Raw genomic sequence first — 19,474 nt, 5'->3', positions numbered from 1 at the left:
TCTGTATGAAAAAGCAACTGAGTCAACTTCTGGACATTGCCTATCTCAGCTATGATGAGCAAGGCCAGATCCTAGCCCTCTCTGGTGCAGCACAGCGCATGCTGGATTTAAAACCTGGCGATGTCCTGTCACAAAAGCTGGTGTTTATTGACGAAGATTTTAAAGAGCTCAGTATTTCTGAGATCTTGTTCGATCCTATCTTTGACCAGATAGAGCTCGGCGTCAGTATTGATAACAGCAGTGTTACCTGGGTCAAGTTGTATAGCTTCAGACAAGATGATCTCCATTATATCCGGCTGGAGCCCATAGAAGAGTTGATTTCTGTCAGGCGCCTGAATAAACAGTTAGCTATCCGCGACCCCCATACCGGATTACTCTACCGGGATGCCTTCATCAGCAAAATTAAAGAGCAACCTCACCAGGGCACCATTTGCTGCGTCCGCATCTGTAATTTTCAACGTATTTCAGAGGTGTGGAATATTGGCGTCGCCAACTTGGTGTTTATGGAGATCCTGGCGCGATTTCAGGGCGAGTTCGACAAGGGCATTTTTTCGAAACATTCCTCCGATTGTTACTGCGTGTTTATTCCGCATTTTGTGCCCATCAATATAGAAACGCTGTACAAACAGCTCAATGAGCCATTCAACTTTAACGGCAACAGCTTCTACAGCAATGTCTCTCTTGGATACTATAAAGAACAACCCGACGACGACCATGAGCTGAGTCTCAACAAAGCGGAAATGGCAACCTTTGATTCGCTCGCGGATCATAATCGCCTGGTAGAATTCAAAGAGACGCTGGCCAAGCAGATTGAACGACAAAACAAAATTGAAACCGGTCTGCGCAGTGCCCTTTATCAAGGCAATCTTGAGGACAGTTTTGAAGTCGTCTTTCAGCCAATACATGACACCAAAACCGAACGCCTGATTGGTGCGGAATGTCTGATGCGCTGGGAGCTTGACGGCCAACCTATTCCGCCTACTGAGTTTATTCCTGTCATAGAAAGTACAGGAGAAATCAACAAACTTACGCACTTTACGCTAAGCCAGATCAACGTATTAAAGGCGCTGCTGGCCGAAGAGCAAATTGAAGCCAGTTTGTTTCGCTTCGCCATTAATATCAGCGTTGTAGAAATTCTCGATGTTAACTTTACCACCCGACTGCTGCAAGCTCTGGACAGACTGGCACTCAATCCCGCTAAGATTAAACTAGAGCTGACTGAGTCGGCCCTGATTGACAATTTTAATTACATTAATGAGATTTTACAGAAACTGCAAAGTCAGGGGCTGATGATATCCATAGATGACTTTGGCACTGGCTACTCCAGCTTGAGTTACTTGTGCAAACTGCATTTCGACGAGATAAAAATAGACCGGGCCTTCGTTACGCACGTTGTCAGTGACGGAAAAATGCAATCCTTATTTAATTCCATCGTGTCACTGGCAAAAAATCTTGATAAACCTCTGGTTGCAGAGGGCATTGAACACTTAGATCAGATGATTTACGCCAAGGCCAAAGGCGTTGAATATGTACAGGGCTATTACTACAGCAAGCCATTGAGTATTGAAGATTTTGTAGACTATGTTGTCGCCGACAAGTCAAGCTACCTACACTTTGAAGAGTAACGCACTCAAAACGCATACATTACATATGCGTTGTGAGTACTTTATTAGTCCTAACCACCCAGAACTCTGGCGGGGTCGACTTTGACAGCCTGCCACGCTGGATACAGGCAGGACAATACGGCAATCACCAGAGTGATAGACAACACGGCCACGACATCAAACCACATCAACTGACTGGGCAAAAACTCTATAAAGTATACTCCCTGAAGCGGGTTATCCCCATCCATCTCAACCCAGGCACGGAATAAGTCTGAGATATTCAATGCCAACACAATGCCAATAAACAGGCCAACCAGTGCCCCGATGAGCGCATAACTTACCCCCTGTATAGCGAAGGTAGCAAATATAGTGCTGTCTTTCGCACCCATGGTTTTTAAAATGGCGATATCCGCCTGCTTTTCCTTTACTTCCATCACCATGGAAGACACTATGTTAAAACTGGCGACTGCAATTATCAAAAACACCACCAGGTAGACTATGGTTCTGACCATCTGTATGTCCTGATAAAGACTGCCCTGGGTACGAAACCAGCTGTTAACATAAACCAGATCGGGTAACGCTCTGCCCGCAGACATCGCAACTTGATGGGCCGAAAAAACATCATCGACTTTTGCGCGCAGTCCGGTAACTTGGTCCTCAGCCAGCCCCATTGCCTGTTGCAACCTGCTCACCGATACCAAGGCTAATGAGCGGTCAATTGGCCCACCCATATCAATGGTTCCAGCCAATATAAAGTTTAACCGCTTTGGTGCCGCCAGGGGAGAATCAGCCTGAGGATTGGCCACCAATAGCGTGAGTTTATCACCGCGCGTTAGCCCCAGCTCCTCGGCGATATGCCGACCCAACACAATATCATCCCCGGACAATTCAGACAGTGACGCTTCGCTGATAAACTGACCTACATCCGAGACACTATGGTGAGAGTTAAAATCAACTCCTTTCACTTCAGCGGCTTTCAACTCACCGCGGAACTGCACCATGGCTGTAACAGTGATCTCTGGCACTGCTGCAACAATGCCTGGTTGCGCCTCCAGTAGACGAACCTTATCAGGCCAGTCTGAAATCGGGTCGTAAGGAGCTTGATAAGCCACATGCGGCACCACAGACAACAAGCGGATCTTTAGCTGCTGCTCAAATCCATTGATGACAGATAATGCGACAATCAATACGGCCACACCCAGCATCACACCAAGCGTTGACGATTTGCTCAAAAACCCGATCAACCCGGCCTGATGCTTGGAAGCACGTAACCGGTTACTGATAAATATACTCAGCATTGCACTAAGCCTCACTTTGTAACGTCTGTTCTACCAGAACACCGTCATCCAGTGCCACTGCACGACCTAGCTTAGCAGCAAGCTCCAGATCGTGTGTCACCACCACAAAGCTGGTCTTCAGCTCCCGGTTAAGCTCCTTGAGTAAGGTATAAATTTTCAACGCATTTTGTTTATCCAGGTTCCCCGTCGGCTCATCCGCCAGTACCAAGGCTGGGCGGGTGACCAGTGCCCTGGCAATCGCCACGCGCTGACGTTCACCACCGGATAGCTCAGATGGACGATGACCGCCGCGATGTGCCAGTCCCACTTTATCCAGCATTTCCTCAGCCTGAGCATGCGCTGCTTTGGGCGACTGACCCGATATCAGCAGCGGCATTGCGACATTTTCAAGCGCAGTGAAATCCATCAACAAATGATGAAACTGATAGATAAAGCCCAGGTTTTGGTTGCGAAAATCGGCTTGCTTGCGACGCGACAAGCTGGCGACATCTGTGCCCTTAATTTGAACTGTGCCACTGCTGGCAGTATCCAGTGTACCAAGAATATGTAGCAAGGTACTTTTACCCGATCCTGAACTGCCAACAATCGCCAGCATATCTCCCTGTGCAAGCGCCAGTTCGACTCCTTTTAACACCTCAACCTGCTGCCCCGCTTCATCATAGGCCTTGTTCAGACCCTGACATTCAATTACTAAATCACTCATACCTTAACACCTCAGCAGGAAGCACTTTTGCGGCTTTAAACGCCGGATACAATGTTGCTAGAAAACTCAATAACAAACTGGTTGCAACTATCAGACTCAAACTCAACCAGTCGAACCTAACTGGTAACTCAGCACCACCAAGTAAGGACAAGCCGCTAAGTGCTACCACTTCATTGATATTGCTGGCCAGCAGATACCCAAATACCGTGCCCAATAGGGTCCCAACTAAACCGTTATACAACCCCTGAACCATAAATACCCGAGCGATGGCACTCGGTGTCAATCCCAGAGTTTGTAAAATAGCGACTTCGCCCTGCTTTTCACTGACCATCATGGATAAAGCAGAAACAATATTAAAGACCGCGACAATCACAATCAGCCCGAGTAACAGAGACATGATACGTTTTTCCATCGCCACAGCAGCAAATAGCGCCCCCTGTTGTACATGCCAGTCTGAATACGTCAGCCCTGACAGCAGTGGAGCATGTGTGGTTTTGAACTCATTAACGGCAAACGCATCTTTGAGGGTAATACTGATATCAAAGTCTGCTGGTTTGCGCTTAAGCAGACGTTGCAAACTCTTACCATCGGCAAAAGCCAAGTTGACATCGGCTTCACTGCGCGTGTTATAGATCAACGCCACAGTGAACAAGCGCTGCTTGGGAACCCGTCCCATTGGTGTGTAGCTGCTGATATCCGGCATGATGACCCGAACTTTTTGCCCTAAACGCACGTCCAGTTGGTTTGCCAGGTAGCGACTCAATGCCAGTTGATATTTCTGCTCACGAAATTGCGCTATGCTGCCCGCTTCGACATGGGGCTCGAGTGCGGAAGGATAACCACTGAAAGCGCCCTGTAGTCGTACCCCAACCAGATCTTTGTTGGTCTGCAGGATCACATCACTGGTAACATAAGGTGTAACCCGTTTAACCTCAGGTAAAGTGGCTAATTTATCTAGTAACTGCGCCGCACCAGTCTTTTGGTCTTCTGACGACTTATGCAGCTGTACATGGGGGATCAAGTCGAGCATGGCGTTTTTAAGGCTCTGCTCAAACCCGTTCATCACGGAACTGACCGTGATTAGTGCCATTAAGCCAAGTGTAATACCGGCAATGGAAAAAAACGAAATAAAAGACACGAACCCGTTACCTTTTGTGGCACGGCTGTATCTGAGCCCTATAAAAAGGCTAACAGGCTGAAACATAATAGTTTATTTTTCTATATATAAGTTCAGTGCACGATACTAGCACAATCAAGAAAGCGGGGTCATACCTTTGGCCCCAAAAAAAAATGTAAAATTTTTTTAATTGTGGCTCTAAATTACACTAGGTTTTAGTGTAGAATGCGGCAAATCTCGCGGTATGGACCTTCAATGTTTTCGTTATCAAGATTTAAACATATGAATTTCAAGGGAGATTTGTTCGGTGGTGTGACCACTGCAATCATTTCCCTACCACTCGCCCTCGCCTTTGGCGTGGCATCCGGAGCCGGAGCTGAAGCCGGTATGTGGGGCGCAATTCTCGTTGGCCTCTTCGCTGCCTTGTTTGGCGGTTCAACTTCCCTGATCTCAGAGCCAACTGGCCCGATGACGGTCATAATGACAGCAGTACTGACCACTATGGTATCAAAGTACCCTGAAGCAGGACCGGCAATGGCCTTCACAGTGGTAATGATGGCCGGGGCATTTCAAATATTACTAGGTACACTCAAGCTTGGTAAATATGTCACTTTAATGCCCTACAGCGTGGTTTCCGGGTTTATGTCAGGTATTGGCGTTATATTGATCATCCTGCAACTGGCACCACTGCTGGGTCATCAGGCCCCTCCCGGAGGTGTACCCGGGACCTTATCTGCATTTCCAGACCTGTTTCTCAACCTACATTTCTCCGAGCTCTTTTTAGGTCTTCTGACTTTGGGTGTCCTCTTCTACATGCCAAAGAAGTACCGCCAGTACGTACCCGCTCAGCTAGTTGCTCTAGTCGTCGTTACCCTGATATCTATCCTGCTTTTTGATACCGACAGCATTCGTAGAATTGGTGAAATTCCCAGCGGCCTGCCTGAGATTGTCTGGCCGACTTTTACCCCGGAATTGTTTACTGAAATGGTCATCGACGCACTGGTGCTGGGCACACTTGGGTGTATAGACACATTACTGACAGCCGTCATTGGAGACAGTTTGACCCGTACCGAGCATGACTCAGACAAAGAGCTTCGTGGTCAGGGTATTGCAAACATGATTGCAGGCTTTTTTGGTGCGTTACCAGGTGCCGGTGCCACGATGGGCACCGTGGTAAATATTCAGGTAGGTGCACGCTCTCCGCTGGCCGGTATCTTCCGGGCACTGATCCTGATGGCCGTTGTCTTTGTTGCAGGCAGCCTGACCGAACCAATCCCGATGGCTGTACTGGCTGGTATCGCCGTCTATGTCGGCATTAACATTCTCGATTGGAGCTTTATCCAGCGCGCGCACAAACTCAGTATTAGCCAGATGGCCATCATGTACGGTGTTATGCTGCTCACCGTATTTGTCGACTTGATGGTTGCTGTTGGTTTGGGTGTGTTTATTTCCAATATTATGGTAATCGAACGCCTTAGTCGTGTTCAGGAACAACATGTTAAAGCGATAAGTGATGCCGATGAGGATGTACCGCTATCTAAACACGAGCGCGCATTGCTGGAACAGGCCAAGGGCCAGCTGTTGTTTTTTTACCTGTCAGGGCCAATGATCTTCAGCGTATCAAAAGCAATTACCCGCCAGCACCGCCATATTGGCGAGTATAAGACGATGGTGCTCGATTTAAGTGATGTGGCCATGCTGGATGTAACCGTCAGCCTGGCAATTGAAAACGCCATCAGCGACGCACTGGACGCGAATTGCCAGGTCTTTATTTACTCACCAAATAAAGACACCAGCGAGCAGCTGCAGAAATTTGATATTCGCAGTAAGCTGGGAGAGCATGCATTCTGTAACAGCCGCGAACAGGCGCTGAGCAGAGCACTGGAAGCCATGGAAGCAAACAGTATTGAAGCTTAGAGCTGCTCAGCTAAAAAGTCGATAAGTGCACGAATAGCCGTCGACAAGTATTTTCTGGGTGGGTAAACCGCCCAGATCCCCTCCTCCATCGGTGTAAAGTCATCCAAGACTGTCACTAGCTCCCCACATTCAAGGGCTTCCTGAACATAATAATGGGGGAGTTGTACGACTCCTAATCCCTGCCTGGCCGCATCAAGTAAGGCCCAGCCACTGTTACATCTGAGAGTTCCGGATACTTTTACATGCCGTTCTACACTATGGTCCATAAAGCGCCAGTACTGCGCATTGCCCAGCAGGCAATTGTGCTCAGCTAAATCTCGGATGTGCTTAATTGGCTGATGGTGTTTCAGGTAACCAGGAGAAACACACACCAAAGTACGCCGCTGAGACAAACGCTTCGCATGCAATGACGAGTCTTTAAGCTGGCCAATTCTAATCGCCAGGTCCACGCCCTGCTCTACCAAGTCCAACTGGGCATTGGTCAACTCCATATCCACAGTCACGGAAGGAAAGCGACACATAAATTGGTGCACCAGCGGCATAATATATTGCTCACCATACATCACGGGGGCCGTCATCCTGATTTTCCCCGTCGGTTGAGAATCTCTTTGCCGCAAAGCGGCCGTCGCATCCTCGTAGGCATGCTGCAGCAGCCGCGCATGACTCAGAAATACCTGACCTTCCGGAGTCAGAGCCAGGTTGCGCGTTGTACGTGTGAGTAGCTGATACCCGAGCTCTGATTCAAGGGTCTTCACTCGACGGCTTACCTGTGCCACGGAGGTATCCAGCTGTTGTGCGGCTCCCGTAAATGACCCACAGGTCGCCACCGCTACAAATTCATCTAAACCTGACCATCTGTCCATTATTACAAATACGTAAAAGTCTTTCTTAATTTTTAAGATTATCAAACTCTCATAGCAAGTTATACTTTTGTTTTCACACTACAAAACTGGAGTAATGATGGCTGAGTTTATTAAATCACGGGCAGCGATTGCCTGGGGGCCAGGACAACCACTGAGCATTGAGGAAGTGGATGTAATGATGCCCAAGGCGGGCGAAGTATTAGTCAAAATCGTTGCCACCGGCGTGTGTCACACAGATGCATTCACTTTGTCTGGCGACGATCCTGAAGGCGTGTTCCCGGCTATTTTAGGCCACGAAGGGGGCGGTATTGTCGAGGCTGTGGGCGAAGGTGTGACCAGCGTGGCGGTTGGCGATCATGTTATCCCACTATACACACCTGAATGCGGTGAATGTAAGTTCTGTACCTCAGGTAAAACAAACCTGTGCCAAAAAATCCGTACGACCCAGGGTAAAGGTGTTATGCCGGACGGTACCACACGTTTCTACAAAGATGGTGAGCCGATTTATCACTACATGGGCACCTCGACCTTCTCTGAGTACACAGTACTGCCCGAGATTTCTCTGGCAAAAGTAAATAAAAGTGCCCCCCTTGAAGAGATCTGCTTGCTAGGCTGTGGCGTGACCACAGGCATGGGCGCTGTCATGAATACCGCAAAAGTCCAACCTGGTGATACAGTGGCTATCTTCGGGCTTGGTGGGATCGGCCTGTCAGCTGTGATAGGTGCAGTTATGGCGGGTGCGAGCCGGATCATAGGCGTGGATATCAACACAGACAAGTATGCACTGGCACAAAAACTCGGCGCAACAGACGTTATTAATCCGAATGATTACGACAAACCCATTCAGGAAGTCATCGTAGAGATGACCGATGGTGGCGTGGACTTTTCATTTGAGTGTATTGGAAACGTCAATGTAATGCGCAGTGCACTCGAATGCTGCCATAAAGGTTGGGGCGAATCTGTCATCATCGGCGTTGCTGGTGCAGGTCAGGAAATCTCTACTCGTCCTTTCCAGCTGGTCACAGGCCGAGTCTGGCGTGGCACCGCATTTGGCGGAGTTAAAGGTCGCTCCGAACTGCCAGAAATCGTCGAGCGCTACCTCGCAGGTGAGTTTAAACTGGATGATTTCATCACTCATACCATGTCACTCGATGATATCAACGAGGCCTTTGATCTGATGCATCAGGGCAAAAGTATTCGTTCTGTTATCCATTTCTAAGGGAAGCATATGGAATTAGTGAGTGAGAACAGGGTCGCCGGTGGCTGGCATCGACGCTATCGCCACCAAAGTCAGCACACTCAGTGTGACATGACCTTTGCTATCTTTCTGCCAGAGCAGGTAGATAACACCCAGCCAGTGCCTGTACTTTACTGGCTGTCAGGATTGACCTGCACTGACGAGAACTTCATGCAAAAAGCCGGTGCATTTAAGCGGGCCAATGAGTTAGGTATCGCCATTGTGGCACCGGACACCTCGCCGCGCGGAGAAGATGTACCTGACGACCCCCAGCAGAGCTATGACTTTGGTCTGGGAGCAGGCTTTTATATCAACGCCACACAAGCCCCCTATGATAAACACTATCAGATGTACAGCTACGTAAGCGAAGAGTTACCTGCGCTGATCGAACAGCAGTTCCCGGTTTCTGAAAAGCGTGCCATTGCGGGTCATTCTATGGGCGGTCATGGTGCACTGGTCGTCGGGCTGAAAAACCCATCGCGCTATTGCAGTATCTCTGCATTTAGCCCTATTTCTAACCCGGCAGATTGCCCGTGGGGTAAAAAAGCATTTTCAGGCTACCTGGGTGAAGAGCATAAAGCCTGGCTGGCCTATGACGCCTGCCACTTACTCGAACATAGCAAGGACAGTCTGAAGGTGCCTGTTCGCGTTGATCAGGGCGAGGCCGATCAGTTCCTTGATGAGCAGCTTAAGCCAGAAGCTCTGGTTAAATCGGCTCAGGCTGCGGACTACCCCCTTACACTGACGATGCACCCGGGTTATGACCACAGCTACTTCTTTATTTCGTCATTCATTGATGCGCATCTGGATTTTCACGCTCAGTATCTGAAATGAACCATAAAAAAAGGCGCTGACGCGCCTTTTGTTTGCTTAACATAGTATTTTATACGGTCAAGTCACCATACTGGTTGTTCACTGTCAGTTTGACTGATTTGTCAAAGCCCGGAATACCCAGCGCTTCTTTACTCAACTGCAATTGCGATTCATCGATCATGCCATTACCAAAGCGATAAATAAGCTCGTACTGGCCGAGATCAGCCGCCTGTTGATAGCTGGCTTGCTGTTGTTTTGTTTCTGCCAGCTTTGCACCGTGCTGTGCAAATTCAGCTTCGCCATAACGCTTGGTTAGCATCTTCAGCGTCATCGCAGGTGACAGGACTGTCGCAGTCGCGTTATTACCACCAAACCCTTTGGAGTTAATAAAGGCAATATCCATTTCTCCACAGGGGTAATGATGTGTACGAATATCCAAGTGTTGATCATAAACATCGTCAGCAACTGCGTCTATGGTTGTCACGCCCGGCATAATTTGATGGCTAAAAACGCCCAATGCCATGGCAAGCTGGTCGCCCGATGCAGGGCCAATTGTATGACCCACAAATGCTTTGGGTGCTGCCACTTTCCAGCCATCAATACCAAAGGTCTCTGCAATACGATGGTAAATGAAAGATTCTGTCACACGGTTTTGTGGTGTGCTCGAGCCATGCGCAAGAATAAAGCTACGTTGTTGCAGCGCTTCTGTGCCTGCGATTTGTTCTGCCAGAGCAACAGACTTCGCCATCGTGATGTAATTACCAGGACCCGGCGCAGTAATTGACTTTTTAACACCATCAGCATTGACATACACATCGGCGACTGAGCCCATAATATCGGCCCCCAGCTCCAGCGCCAGCTTGTCATCCATCAGAATGGTAACCTGAGCCCCTTCTCCGATGGTAAAGCCACAATTTTCGCCAAACGGACGACTGGTTCGGCGATAGTCGACCTGTTCGGTATTATCCAGCTTACGTAAACCTTCCTCGTTTGCCAGTGCCCCCATATTACCAAAGCCTTCTATGACCTCCGGAGTAAGTGCACATTCCACACTGGCAACGACCGCAACACGGGTACGACCCGCCTGAATATCATTGACCGCCGCACGCAAATTATACAGGAAAGTCGCACAAGCGCCGGATGTGGAAAAGGTCGTGCCCACACTACCCGTTACATAGGCGTTAATGAAGTCTGTCGACATAGTGTTAAGACCCAATGCTAGCTGTTTAGTGCTCACCCGCTCGCCTTTCATTCGGCTACGCATCAGCCCACCAAGCCCCTCATCGTTCACTTGCCCTACCACTGAGGCTGAGTAAGTGCCAATCTGATCAGGCTCAACGCTGTTCATCACTGTTTGCCAGTCTAATCCCGTTGAACGTATCGCATCGGTCGCAGCAAAAATCGTTGCCTGGAGGCCACGCGGTTGATAACGGCTATTATACATCACTGACGGTTCAAACCCGGTTGGCAGCTGACCAGCCGCTTTAATAGGGTTATCTCTGTGACTGTCAACTTTCACTTCCAGCTGCTCAGGAATGAACACCTGAACTGTTTTTTCGTCAATAAACTCTAATTGCCAGCTAGATGGAACCGGCGTTGGTAAGTCACGTTTACGGCAGGTGAAAGTCAGACCACTATCGTCACTTGCCTGCATAGTCAATTTCTGCTGCCAGTGTGTTGCGTCAACGTCAAAGTGATTTTTTTCAATTTTTCGGATCAGTGTGCCTTCTATGATCTGGCGACCAAACAGAGATTCAATCTGATCCGGGCTCACAACTTCACCATCTGCAGTAACCAGTTCAGAGCCCTGCAACGATACCAAATTCATCAAAGTTGCCAGACCCAAAAAGGTTTCCTGCCTCGCAGCATCATCCAGGCTGTCTAATACAATACGGCGATACCCCTGATGGAATGAGGTTCTGCCGGAGGCGTTTACGCCTCCCATGCCCACAATAATTGGTAATGCTGTCATATCAATCTCTTATCTACTAAAACTCATAATCCGATTTTAGAACGAAGGAAAATATGTTACTTTACATTTTTCGCCATATAACATGCAAATTGCGCCACCAATTAGAGGTCGGATGAGATGAATCCCCGTAGCCACCGCATTGCCTTCACAATTTATGAGCAAATGCTTATCACCAGTGTAACGCTACCGGTTGAGATGCTCCGTGCCGGAGAAGCATTTGCCAGGCGCCATCTCGGTCATGAATTTATTCCTCTGAAGCTTGCCTGGCTGAGTGAAACCGGTGGCCCTGTGAACTCATCTATGGGCATCCCATTTTCCGCACATACCAGTTACGCCGCACTTAGTGAATTTGACTATATTATTGTTCCCAGTATCTGGCGTAATCCTCGCCCTGTGCTGCGAAAAAATACCTCACTGGTTTCAAATGCAGCGATGGCATGGCGCGCAGGCGCAACACTCATTGGTGTCGGTACGGGAGTGTGTTTCCTCGCTGAATCGGGGATCCTGGATGGCCATTCGGCTACAACTCACTGGCATTATGCAGAACAATTTAAACGCAGCTACCCGCTTGTCGCTTTGCGACCCGACTACTTTATTACTCAGTCAGAACGCTTGTATACAGTAGCCAGTTTGAATGCACTGGCAGATGTGGTCGTTCATTTAATTGGCCAATTCTATGGCCGTGAGGCTGCTCACCATGTACAACAGAACTTTTCCCATGAAGTACGTAAGCCATACGAAGAGCAAAGATATCTGGAAGGCGCGGTAGATAGACACAGTGACGAGCAAATCGCGTCCATCCAGTTTTGGTTACGTAACAATTGTGCCGACGAAATTACCTTTCCAGAGATCGCGGCTCAGTTTGGCATGAGTTACCGGACTTTCAATCGCCGCTTTAAAGCCGCGACAGGTCAGACTGCCGCGAATTATCTACAAACAGTGCGGGTCAGACAAGTTACCGAACTGCTGGCCTCAACAAACTTAAGCATTCAGGAAATTGCACTGGCTTGCGGTTTTAGCTCTCAGGGCCAACTGACTAGGGTATTTAAAAGCGCGATGAATCAAACCCCCAGTCAATATCGCCAGGTGGTCAGGAAAAAGCTGTTTTCCTAGCTATGAAAGACTTATTACCTCGAGCCATTGAGTCGTGCCGTTAAAGTGAAACTCAATTTCTTCTCCTGCGCCACGTCCTTGCAGTGCCCGCCCAATAGGAGACGCTAAGGTGATAACCCTCACTGGCGTAATACCCACAGTCAGCTTTAATCCCCCCTCACAGGGGCCAATATAAAACCAATGATGTTCACTCTGCTCATCCGCCAGCTCAACCAAGGTGCCAACCTGGATAGCCGACGGGCAACTCACTGTATATGTACCCGCAAACGCATGAATGGCCTGATGTGCCTGGTCTACTCGTTCACTCTGGCCCTCCGCCAGATATCCAGACTCTATACTGAGTGAGTCATACTGAGTTTCCGCTGCACTTTGTTCATGAATTGCGTCCGCTCTTGCGCTGTCTGCGGCCTGTTGTGCTTCTTGTAGCTTACACTCCAGAGCGAACTTTAAATGCTCAATCACATGACTTTTATTCACATTTTACCTCTGTAAAACCAATTCATATCAATTTGCCTGATGAGGCCAGAGTAGACGTAATGACAAGTTGATAAAAACAACAAAAGGGCCATACGGCCCTTTTAAATTTCGACTATTTTAGCAAAAAAAACCTGATCAGAATAGCGATTCAAAGCTACCATCAGGAAATAACACACCTGGTATGCCGCGTACAGTTTTCACGTCGCCAATGAGTTTATCCCCGTAATAGTAACCACCGGTGAAATTCCGTCCCTTTTGTTTTACATCCAGCCAGTAACCATCTTTGCCTTTAGCAACAATGTTATTATTGTCACCCGAACGACGTACCTCCAGCTGTATGACGCGGCCACCAAGCAAGTAGCCAAGTTCAGCTGAATTAAGATTGGAAAAATCCCCCTGTTCAGCAGCTAACTGTAACTGAAAGTCAGGGGCGCCTTTGAGGTCAAAATCGGCATGTATACCAAAAGACAGATCTAACGTTGTATCGTATACAAAGGGTGTTCTTTCAGCTGCATAGAATGTCACAGGGGTAACCTGATTAACCGTTTCAAACTGACCTCGCAGACGTAAATTCGGGATCACGCTTTCAACCGTGTCTTGTGGAGACGCCACTCGATTCAATCGCATTCGCAAATACCCTGCGGTTTTGGAATGATCCGTTTGCAGTGTAATAGTCCCCCCAAAGCGAGACATACCAGTGGCAGTTTCAAAGCTTTCAGCTTCTAAAGCACCGTCGAAAAGTAAGTAGATATCATCCAGATCAGCCTGCAATGAAACGCCGCCTTTACGAACTGTAACCACACCGCTTCCGGAAATACGGTCTCCCAGTATCGCGCTCTTGCGCCATTCAGGCATAGTGACATCCATATTGACCTCAAAGCCCTTACTCATGCCGGTGACGCGCCAGTTAAAGGATGGATCTGTGGTATAAACAATATCCAATTCACCCGTTTGATATGTACCCGGTGCTGAGTCTGTCGCCGGAGAGACTGTACTAACAACCTCATAAACCGCTTCAGCTAACACAACAAATGACTCTTTGGCAACGTCATCCGCGACCAAAGTTTCAATATCTTGTAGCTGTGTATTGAGCTCTTCACTGTATTTTTCTTCCTGCAGGCGAATGACACCCAGCGAGTCTCTAAAATGGTTAAGTAGCTCGTTGTTATAAACCGTGGCTGAGTCTTCAAAGGCAATCAAGTCTTGCAATTGCATAGCTTCATTCGCGCTCAGCAGCACCTGATCGACAACGCTGGCAAACAATACGCTCTCTTTCTCGTCAAGCAATGTCTCCATGAAGTACTGATTGACCAGGTTAATGTAACCTTGCCACGCATCATAGTCAGCGTTTTTATATGCAGAATCAAAAGCATCTGCCAAAGGGCTAATCACATCTGAGTCACTGCCCTCCAGATTCAGCTGCCTCATAATATCTGAATAAGTAAACCCTTTTGCTGCGTATTCTGCACGCAGGGAGTGATTTATACTGCTATGACTTAAATGATAGATTGGTGTATTTGTCAAAGACAATACCGTACTGTCCAGCTTCGCATCGCTTAATAGCGTGGCGTATGATGAAAAGAACAACTGGTTCTGTCCAGCTACAGGCTTTGCAGTCAACTCATATTGTACAGATGCAGTGACAGGCTCGTTGTAGTCAATTTCATCGTTGCCATTAAGATCATTTGGATCATTCAGCAAAGCTCGACCACACCCTTGCGCTCTGGGACACGAAATATTTTCTGTGCTGGGATTAAATTCAAACTGATACACGGCCCCTGGTTGCAAATTAACAGTCAGAGTATTTAAGTCATTGGTGGCGAGTTCCTGTTTTTCATTGGAGCTCATTTTGGTCACAACTAATGTACCGGATGTATCACCATACTGAGGGACATAAAAAGTTACGGTTGCCGATAAAGCCTCAGAGGTATCATGTCCTAAGTTGGGCTGGGCTGTATCCACTGTCGGAGCAGGATCACTGCTTCCACCACATGCAGCCAAAGTACCTGCCAAAAGGAAAGGTATGAGCCTATTAATTTGTCGCATTTTGTTACCTCCCTAAAAATCCAGGTTAATGAACCAGTTTAAATTAACATAATGTGCGTCATCGACATTGAGATTATCCATCTTGACAGATAAGCCCGCATGCTGGGTTTTTATTCCCAACTCAAATGCGTCGCTATGTGTTTCATAGCCACCGAAAAACGCCCAATTGTCTCCAAAGTGATACGTTAAATTCGCCTGAAAGAAGGTATCATCAATAAACTTACGCGCCTTCACTGTGGTGGAGAAACTGTCATTAATGCGATAATCAGCCCCGACATAGTAACGGGCGTCGCGCTCGAATGTATATTCTATTTCCTGATCGTACGCAGAGGTACGCAACCGTACCGACGGCGTTGTATCTATGCCGTCTTCTCTTTCAGTAAATGGAATGTCAGTCGTGAATCCATTCACAAACCCGGCACCGGTGTATTTCGTTTCGTACACCAGGTCTTTTCCTGCAGCCCATACTCGTAAATCATCGGTAATTTGCCAATCGATTTCCAGATCAAGACTATAGCCGTCTCCTTTAGGGTTTTCAGTGGGCGTAAAAGATTTGAACAGAATATCCTTAGAGAAATAGTACTCGGCTTCAAGTTTACCTTCTATTTCATCCCCGAAAATGGTGCCATCTACACGAGCGTCCTGAAAATGAGTACTTTTGAAATAAGTAAATTTAGGCGTAACAACCAGTTTTTTATCCAGTAGTTCGAGATCGTAAGACAGGAAAATACCGTTCGTCGTCGCCTGACGACCCCATAGATAATAACGGTAATTACGTTTTTCAAAGGGTAAGTCGTTCTTCTCGGTGTGCGTATAACGTGCTGTATCAGGGTCAAAAGCAAGTAGGTAATCAAAGCGGCTCTGCGCTCCTATACCTATGCCCTTGTATTTCATGCCTAACTCAAACACATTGTAAGTAAAGGCGCTGTCACCTTCAGTCAGAGGCTCGTCAAAATCGTCAACAAACGCCTTAACAGGTTGCGCTTCGGTGTATATCTCACTATGAAACTGGTGAATTAACTGTATGTCACTGGATGCTGAGACTGCCGTCTGAGATATAGGCATACAGCACAGAGAAAGTAGAGGTGTAATTTTTTTTAATGTCATAAACTTAACTTCTAAAAAAAAGGGGAAAGGTCACCCTTTCCCCTTTTTAAATTGGCTTATATTAGTTGTTAGGCTGACCGATAAAGTCAATATCCGTATAGTCGATTGACAAACCAGTAAGGTAATCGATACGGAAACCGTTTGTAATTTCCTCTACAGTACCTACGTCAACAGGCTGATCGGTATCATTAAATAACGATACACTTCCGAGTAGTGGGCCATCTTGATCGATTAGGCCAACTCTAAACACATAACCGTTGAAGTTGTCAATCGACACCTCAGCCACACCAAGGTCGTCGTTGTTATCTTCATTGCGAATATCAAAGTGCGCGGTAAACCCAGTGCCTTCGCTATCACCTTTAAGCACAATTGAAGCCAGCTCTGTTGTATCGTCGACAAACAATGGAGAAGGATTACCTTGCTGGTCAACAGCAGTCAACTCAGAATGGAAGTAACCGTTGAATCCATATTGACCATCCACAAACTCAATCAGGTTGAACGTTTTGCCACGAGAAATATCAAAGTCTCGTGCATCTTCAACATTCTGGATACTGCCATCAACATAAAGTACTGAACAAGATGCATTTGGCATTGCGATGGCGTCTATCGCCCAGCGCTCACACTCGGCCAAATCTGGAGACTTAATTTCAACCTTCTGACCAGAGTCAGCCATTAAAAAACCAGACCAGGTAAAGATAATCTTACTCTCGGCACCAGAGTTAACCTGACCATTGGCTGCAATCTTCTCGTCACCTTTGGTATTTTCCAGATTCAGAGCGTAAGTGTTTGTGTTGTAGCTATACTTCCAGTCAGGGAAGTTAGGAGCTGTGCCACTATGGTCACCAGAGTCTAATCCCGAATCCCAGATATCTTTCACAACATCATAGATAATCTCGCCCGCATTAAATGTTGCATCAGCGCCTTCTTTAGTGACGAAACTGATGTCAACCATTTTTTCCGTACCCTGCATAGCCAGCGCCGTCATTCTGTAGTCTTCAATTTGTTGCGCTGTGTCACCTTGAAGTACAGAAATCTCAAGAAGTGCTTCACTAATCAATTCATTCGATTCGTTGATAGCGAGATCAGCTTCATCGGTTGATGCATTTTGGTTTTGGGCAAGGGTTTTATAGGTGTTTGCGAGCTCTAGTGACGCTTTTGCAGCTATCTCTGCCGCCTGGTAAGCTGCGATAGCGTCTTGCAGACTAGTCTGAGTTTTTACCAATTCACTCAACGCGGCTTCAGCCGTGGCTTGATCTGTAATTGCAGCTACAGCAGCTATCGCGGTCTGGAGTTGAACTTCCATCTCGCCTTTCTTAGCAATTGCGACTTCTTTACTTTCCTTCGCTGCCAGCAGACCTTCATCTGACGCTTGCTTAGCAACATCAAGCGTGGCACCAAATTCCGCTATCTTCGCATTAGCAGCTGCCAGCTCTGCGGTAATTTGACCACTAAGTTGGTCTTTTCGGGCAACCAAAGTGGTTACCTGAGTTAACAACTCACCCGCTTGCGTGAGTGTTGGCTGATACTTAGCATCTAACGTCACCAAGCCAGCAGCAGCAGAAACCAGTTGTTCAGCACCAGAGAGTTCGCGCGCCAGTAACTTACCTAAATTATCGCCCTCCACGTCTGTCGCAGTCGCAGCCGTAAACTGAGTATTCAGGACAACAGCAGCACTGCCGTAGGCAATGGCTTTTTCCTTGGTTGCAGTATCAGCAGCCAAGGCTTTAACAGCGGCTAATGACGCAGCAAATTCGTCCAGCTGAGCATCACTACCTGTCAGCGTTTGCTTGCCAGCCTCAATACTTGCCAACAATGAAGCATCTAAGCTATCCAAAGAGGTGTCACCATTACCCAGATCGTCAAGTTGGTCGACCACTTTACCGGAGTCATCTTTGAGTTGATCATCTGATGTAGCGCCGTTTTTGACTGCCTTGTCTTTAGCCGCTTTAGCATCAGCCGCAACCTGGGCGACATCAGTCTCGTCAACCCCCGCTTCTATTAACGCTGTTCTAATCGCCTCATCATCACCTGAGACAATCGCGTTGAGTACTTTACCGGCTTTCTGTGTTTCGGTTTTTAGTTTGGAGAATATTTGGCTATCACCCAGATTACCTTGTTCAACATCACCGGATAGCTCAGCTAATACGTCCGCAACTGTTCTGCTTTCTTTACCAGCCAGAGATTGTAGTGAAGATGCTACTTGCACTAATACAAGCGCACCTGCATCAAGCTTTTCAGTGCCATCGACATCAGTGAAGTCAACCACACCACCCAGCGATAAGTCACTGGCCAGCGTTGCAACTAAGGATAGATCACCCACTAGTTGACCAATTACCTGAATACTGGCTTGTCCGACTGCAGCAGAGTCAATCGCAGACTCTCCGGCAAGCAATATACGCGCTGCTGTTGAGGTAAATATCGATAAATTTGCTTTATAGGAGCCATCGTCACCATCTGCATACGACGGTGCATTTTTAGCCGACGCAGCTCTGGCTGCGGTGTTTGCAGAAATCAGCTTAACTACAGACAGCTCGATGTCGTCTTTATACCATTCACCAAAATCAACCTTGCCATTGTCGTTAAAGACTGAACCATCATTTACTTTTACCGCGGTACCCACACCACACCCAGCAAATGCATCACACTTAACCAATGCATCACCGTCTTTGGTTGTTTTCACTGTGATATAGAGAGGCCCAGAAAACCCTTCGTCAACAAAGATCTCATACAAACCTTGTGCCGATGTTTTCAACTCTGCAGGGTTGCCGCTGATTAATTTAGCTTCGGCTTTTTCTTTCGCTTCACTTTCGCTTTCAGCTGTCTCTGTCGCAGACTCTTCGCCAGCAGCTGTTCGATAAGCCAGATCAACCATATTGCCTTGCGCGTCTACAGTCTTCACACTAACCATAGCACCACTTAAAGTTCCTTTAACGGCCTTGCCAGATACTGAAACGTTGAACTTCGCATTAACAGTACTTTCTACTTCGGATGGGGCTGGAGGAGGATTGACAATAGGTTTGTTATCATCACTATCAAATAAGCTACAGCCGGTAAGGCCAAGGCTTAATGCAATGGTGGATGCCACTGGAGTAAGTTTTTTCATGCGCTTTGCCACTAGAGGTCTCCTTAAATAGCTTGCGTGTTTTTCTTTATTTATTTGCCTATGCGAATGTTTTTGTCAAACGAGACTCTAAGCTAATTTGGGTA

The 19,474-nt window shown here is 47.5% G+C and carries 14 protein-coding genes; 5 read left to right on the top strand and 9 right to left on the bottom strand.

What is annotated here, in order from left to right:
* Positions 1-5 precede the first annotated feature (5 nt).
* On the top strand, positions 6-1,625 hold the full coding sequence (locus tag CWB99_RS13205) for a bifunctional diguanylate cyclase/phosphodiesterase (protein ID WP_138552091.1): 1,620 nt from the start codon (positions 6-8) through the stop codon (positions 1,623-1,625).
* Positions 1,626-1,675: 50 nt separating this feature from the next.
* On the opposite strand, the gene CWB99_RS13200 is transcribed toward CWB99_RS13205, so the two are convergent.
* Genes CWB99_RS13200 through CWB99_RS13190 form a run of 3 tightly spaced genes read right to left on the bottom strand, consistent with a single transcriptional unit; the run spans position 1,676 to position 4,809 of the window.
* Positions 1,676-2,902 (bottom strand): lipoprotein-releasing ABC transporter permease subunit, encoded by a 1,227-nt coding sequence (locus tag CWB99_RS13200; protein WP_138552092.1) that lies wholly within the window; start codon positions 2,900-2,902, stop codon positions 1,676-1,678.
* 4 nt (positions 2,903-2,906) lie between these two features.
* Positions 2,907-3,605, bottom strand: coding sequence for a lipoprotein-releasing ABC transporter ATP-binding protein LolD (gene lolD, locus CWB99_RS13195; protein ID WP_138552093.1), 699 nt, complete (start codon positions 3,603-3,605; stop codon positions 2,907-2,909).
* On the bottom strand, positions 3,598-4,809 hold the full coding sequence (locus CWB99_RS13190) for a lipoprotein-releasing ABC transporter permease subunit (protein ID WP_138552094.1): 1,212 nt from the start codon (positions 4,807-4,809) through the stop codon (positions 3,598-3,600). Before CWB99_RS13190 ends, lolD begins: the two co-directional genes overlap by 8 nt.
* Before the next feature lie 168 nt (positions 4,810-4,977).
* On the opposite strand from CWB99_RS13190, the gene CWB99_RS13185 reads away from it, so the two are divergent.
* Positions 4,978-6,639: a SulP family inorganic anion transporter gene (locus tag CWB99_RS13185; RefSeq protein WP_138552095.1), complete on the top strand. Its 1,662-nt coding sequence runs from the start codon at positions 4,978-4,980 to the stop codon at positions 6,637-6,639.
* On the opposite strand, the gene CWB99_RS13180 is transcribed toward CWB99_RS13185, so the two are convergent.
* Positions 6,636-7,502: a LysR family transcriptional regulator gene (locus tag CWB99_RS13180; RefSeq protein ID WP_138552096.1), complete on the bottom strand. Its 867-nt coding sequence runs from the start codon at positions 7,500-7,502 to the stop codon at positions 6,636-6,638. The genes CWB99_RS13185 and CWB99_RS13180 overlap by 4 nt on opposite strands.
* Positions 7,503-7,596: 94 nt before the next feature.
* On the opposite strand from CWB99_RS13180, the gene CWB99_RS13175 reads away from it, so the two are divergent.
* Positions 7,597-8,721: an S-(hydroxymethyl)glutathione dehydrogenase/class III alcohol dehydrogenase gene (locus CWB99_RS13175; RefSeq protein ID WP_054013831.1), complete on the top strand. Its 1,125-nt coding sequence runs from the start codon at positions 7,597-7,599 to the stop codon at positions 8,719-8,721.
* Positions 8,722-8,730: 9 nt separating this feature from the next.
* A complete protein-coding gene (gene fghA / locus CWB99_RS13170; RefSeq protein WP_138552097.1) occupies positions 8,731-9,573 on the top strand; it encodes an S-formylglutathione hydrolase in 843 nt (280 codons plus the stop codon).
* Positions 9,574-9,622: 49 nt separating this feature from the next.
* Here the strand turns inward: fghA and CWB99_RS13165 are convergent, their stop codons facing one another.
* Complete coding sequence (locus tag CWB99_RS13165; RefSeq protein WP_138552098.1) at positions 9,623-11,524, bottom strand: beta-ketoacyl synthase; 1,902 nt, start codon at positions 11,522-11,524, stop codon at positions 9,623-9,625.
* Between the two features lie 117 nt (positions 11,525-11,641).
* On the opposite strand from CWB99_RS13165, the gene CWB99_RS13160 reads away from it, so the two are divergent.
* Positions 11,642-12,637 carry a GlxA family transcriptional regulator gene (locus tag CWB99_RS13160; RefSeq protein WP_138552099.1) on the top strand — a complete coding sequence of 332 codons (996 nt, stop codon included), beginning with the start codon at positions 11,642-11,644 and terminating at the stop codon, positions 12,635-12,637.
* Here CWB99_RS13160 and CWB99_RS13155 read toward each other — a convergent pair whose 3' ends face one another.
* The 4 genes from CWB99_RS13155 to CWB99_RS13140 form a co-directional block, all read right to left on the bottom strand.
* The gene (locus tag CWB99_RS13155) at positions 12,638-13,114 is read right to left on the bottom strand and encodes a GreA/GreB family elongation factor (protein WP_138552100.1); all 477 of its coding nucleotides are present in this window, start codon (positions 13,112-13,114) and stop codon (positions 12,638-12,640) included.
* A 135-nt stretch (positions 13,115-13,249) separates the two neighbouring features.
* Complete coding sequence (locus tag CWB99_RS13150) at positions 13,250-15,160, bottom strand: hypothetical protein (RefSeq protein WP_138552101.1); 1,911 nt, start codon at positions 15,158-15,160, stop codon at positions 13,250-13,252.
* Positions 15,161-15,172: 12 nt separating this feature from the next.
* Positions 15,173-16,267 carry a hypothetical protein gene (locus CWB99_RS13145; RefSeq protein ID WP_138552102.1) on the bottom strand — a complete coding sequence of 365 codons (1,095 nt, stop codon included), beginning with the start codon at positions 16,265-16,267 and terminating at the stop codon, positions 15,173-15,175.
* A 61-nt stretch (positions 16,268-16,328) separates the two neighbouring features.
* Positions 16,329-19,370, bottom strand: a complete 3,042-nt coding sequence (locus CWB99_RS13140) for a hypothetical protein (protein ID WP_138552103.1) — start codon at positions 19,368-19,370, stop codon at positions 16,329-16,331.
* Positions 19,371-19,474 lie beyond the last annotated feature (104 nt).

This window comes from Pseudoalteromonas rubra, from assembly GCF_005887095.1.
GTDB lineage: Bacteria > Pseudomonadota > Gammaproteobacteria > Enterobacterales > Alteromonadaceae > Pseudoalteromonas > Pseudoalteromonas rubra_E.
The sequence above is the reverse complement of the archived record's forward strand: the minus strand, read 5'-3'. Positions and strand labels throughout refer to the sequence as shown.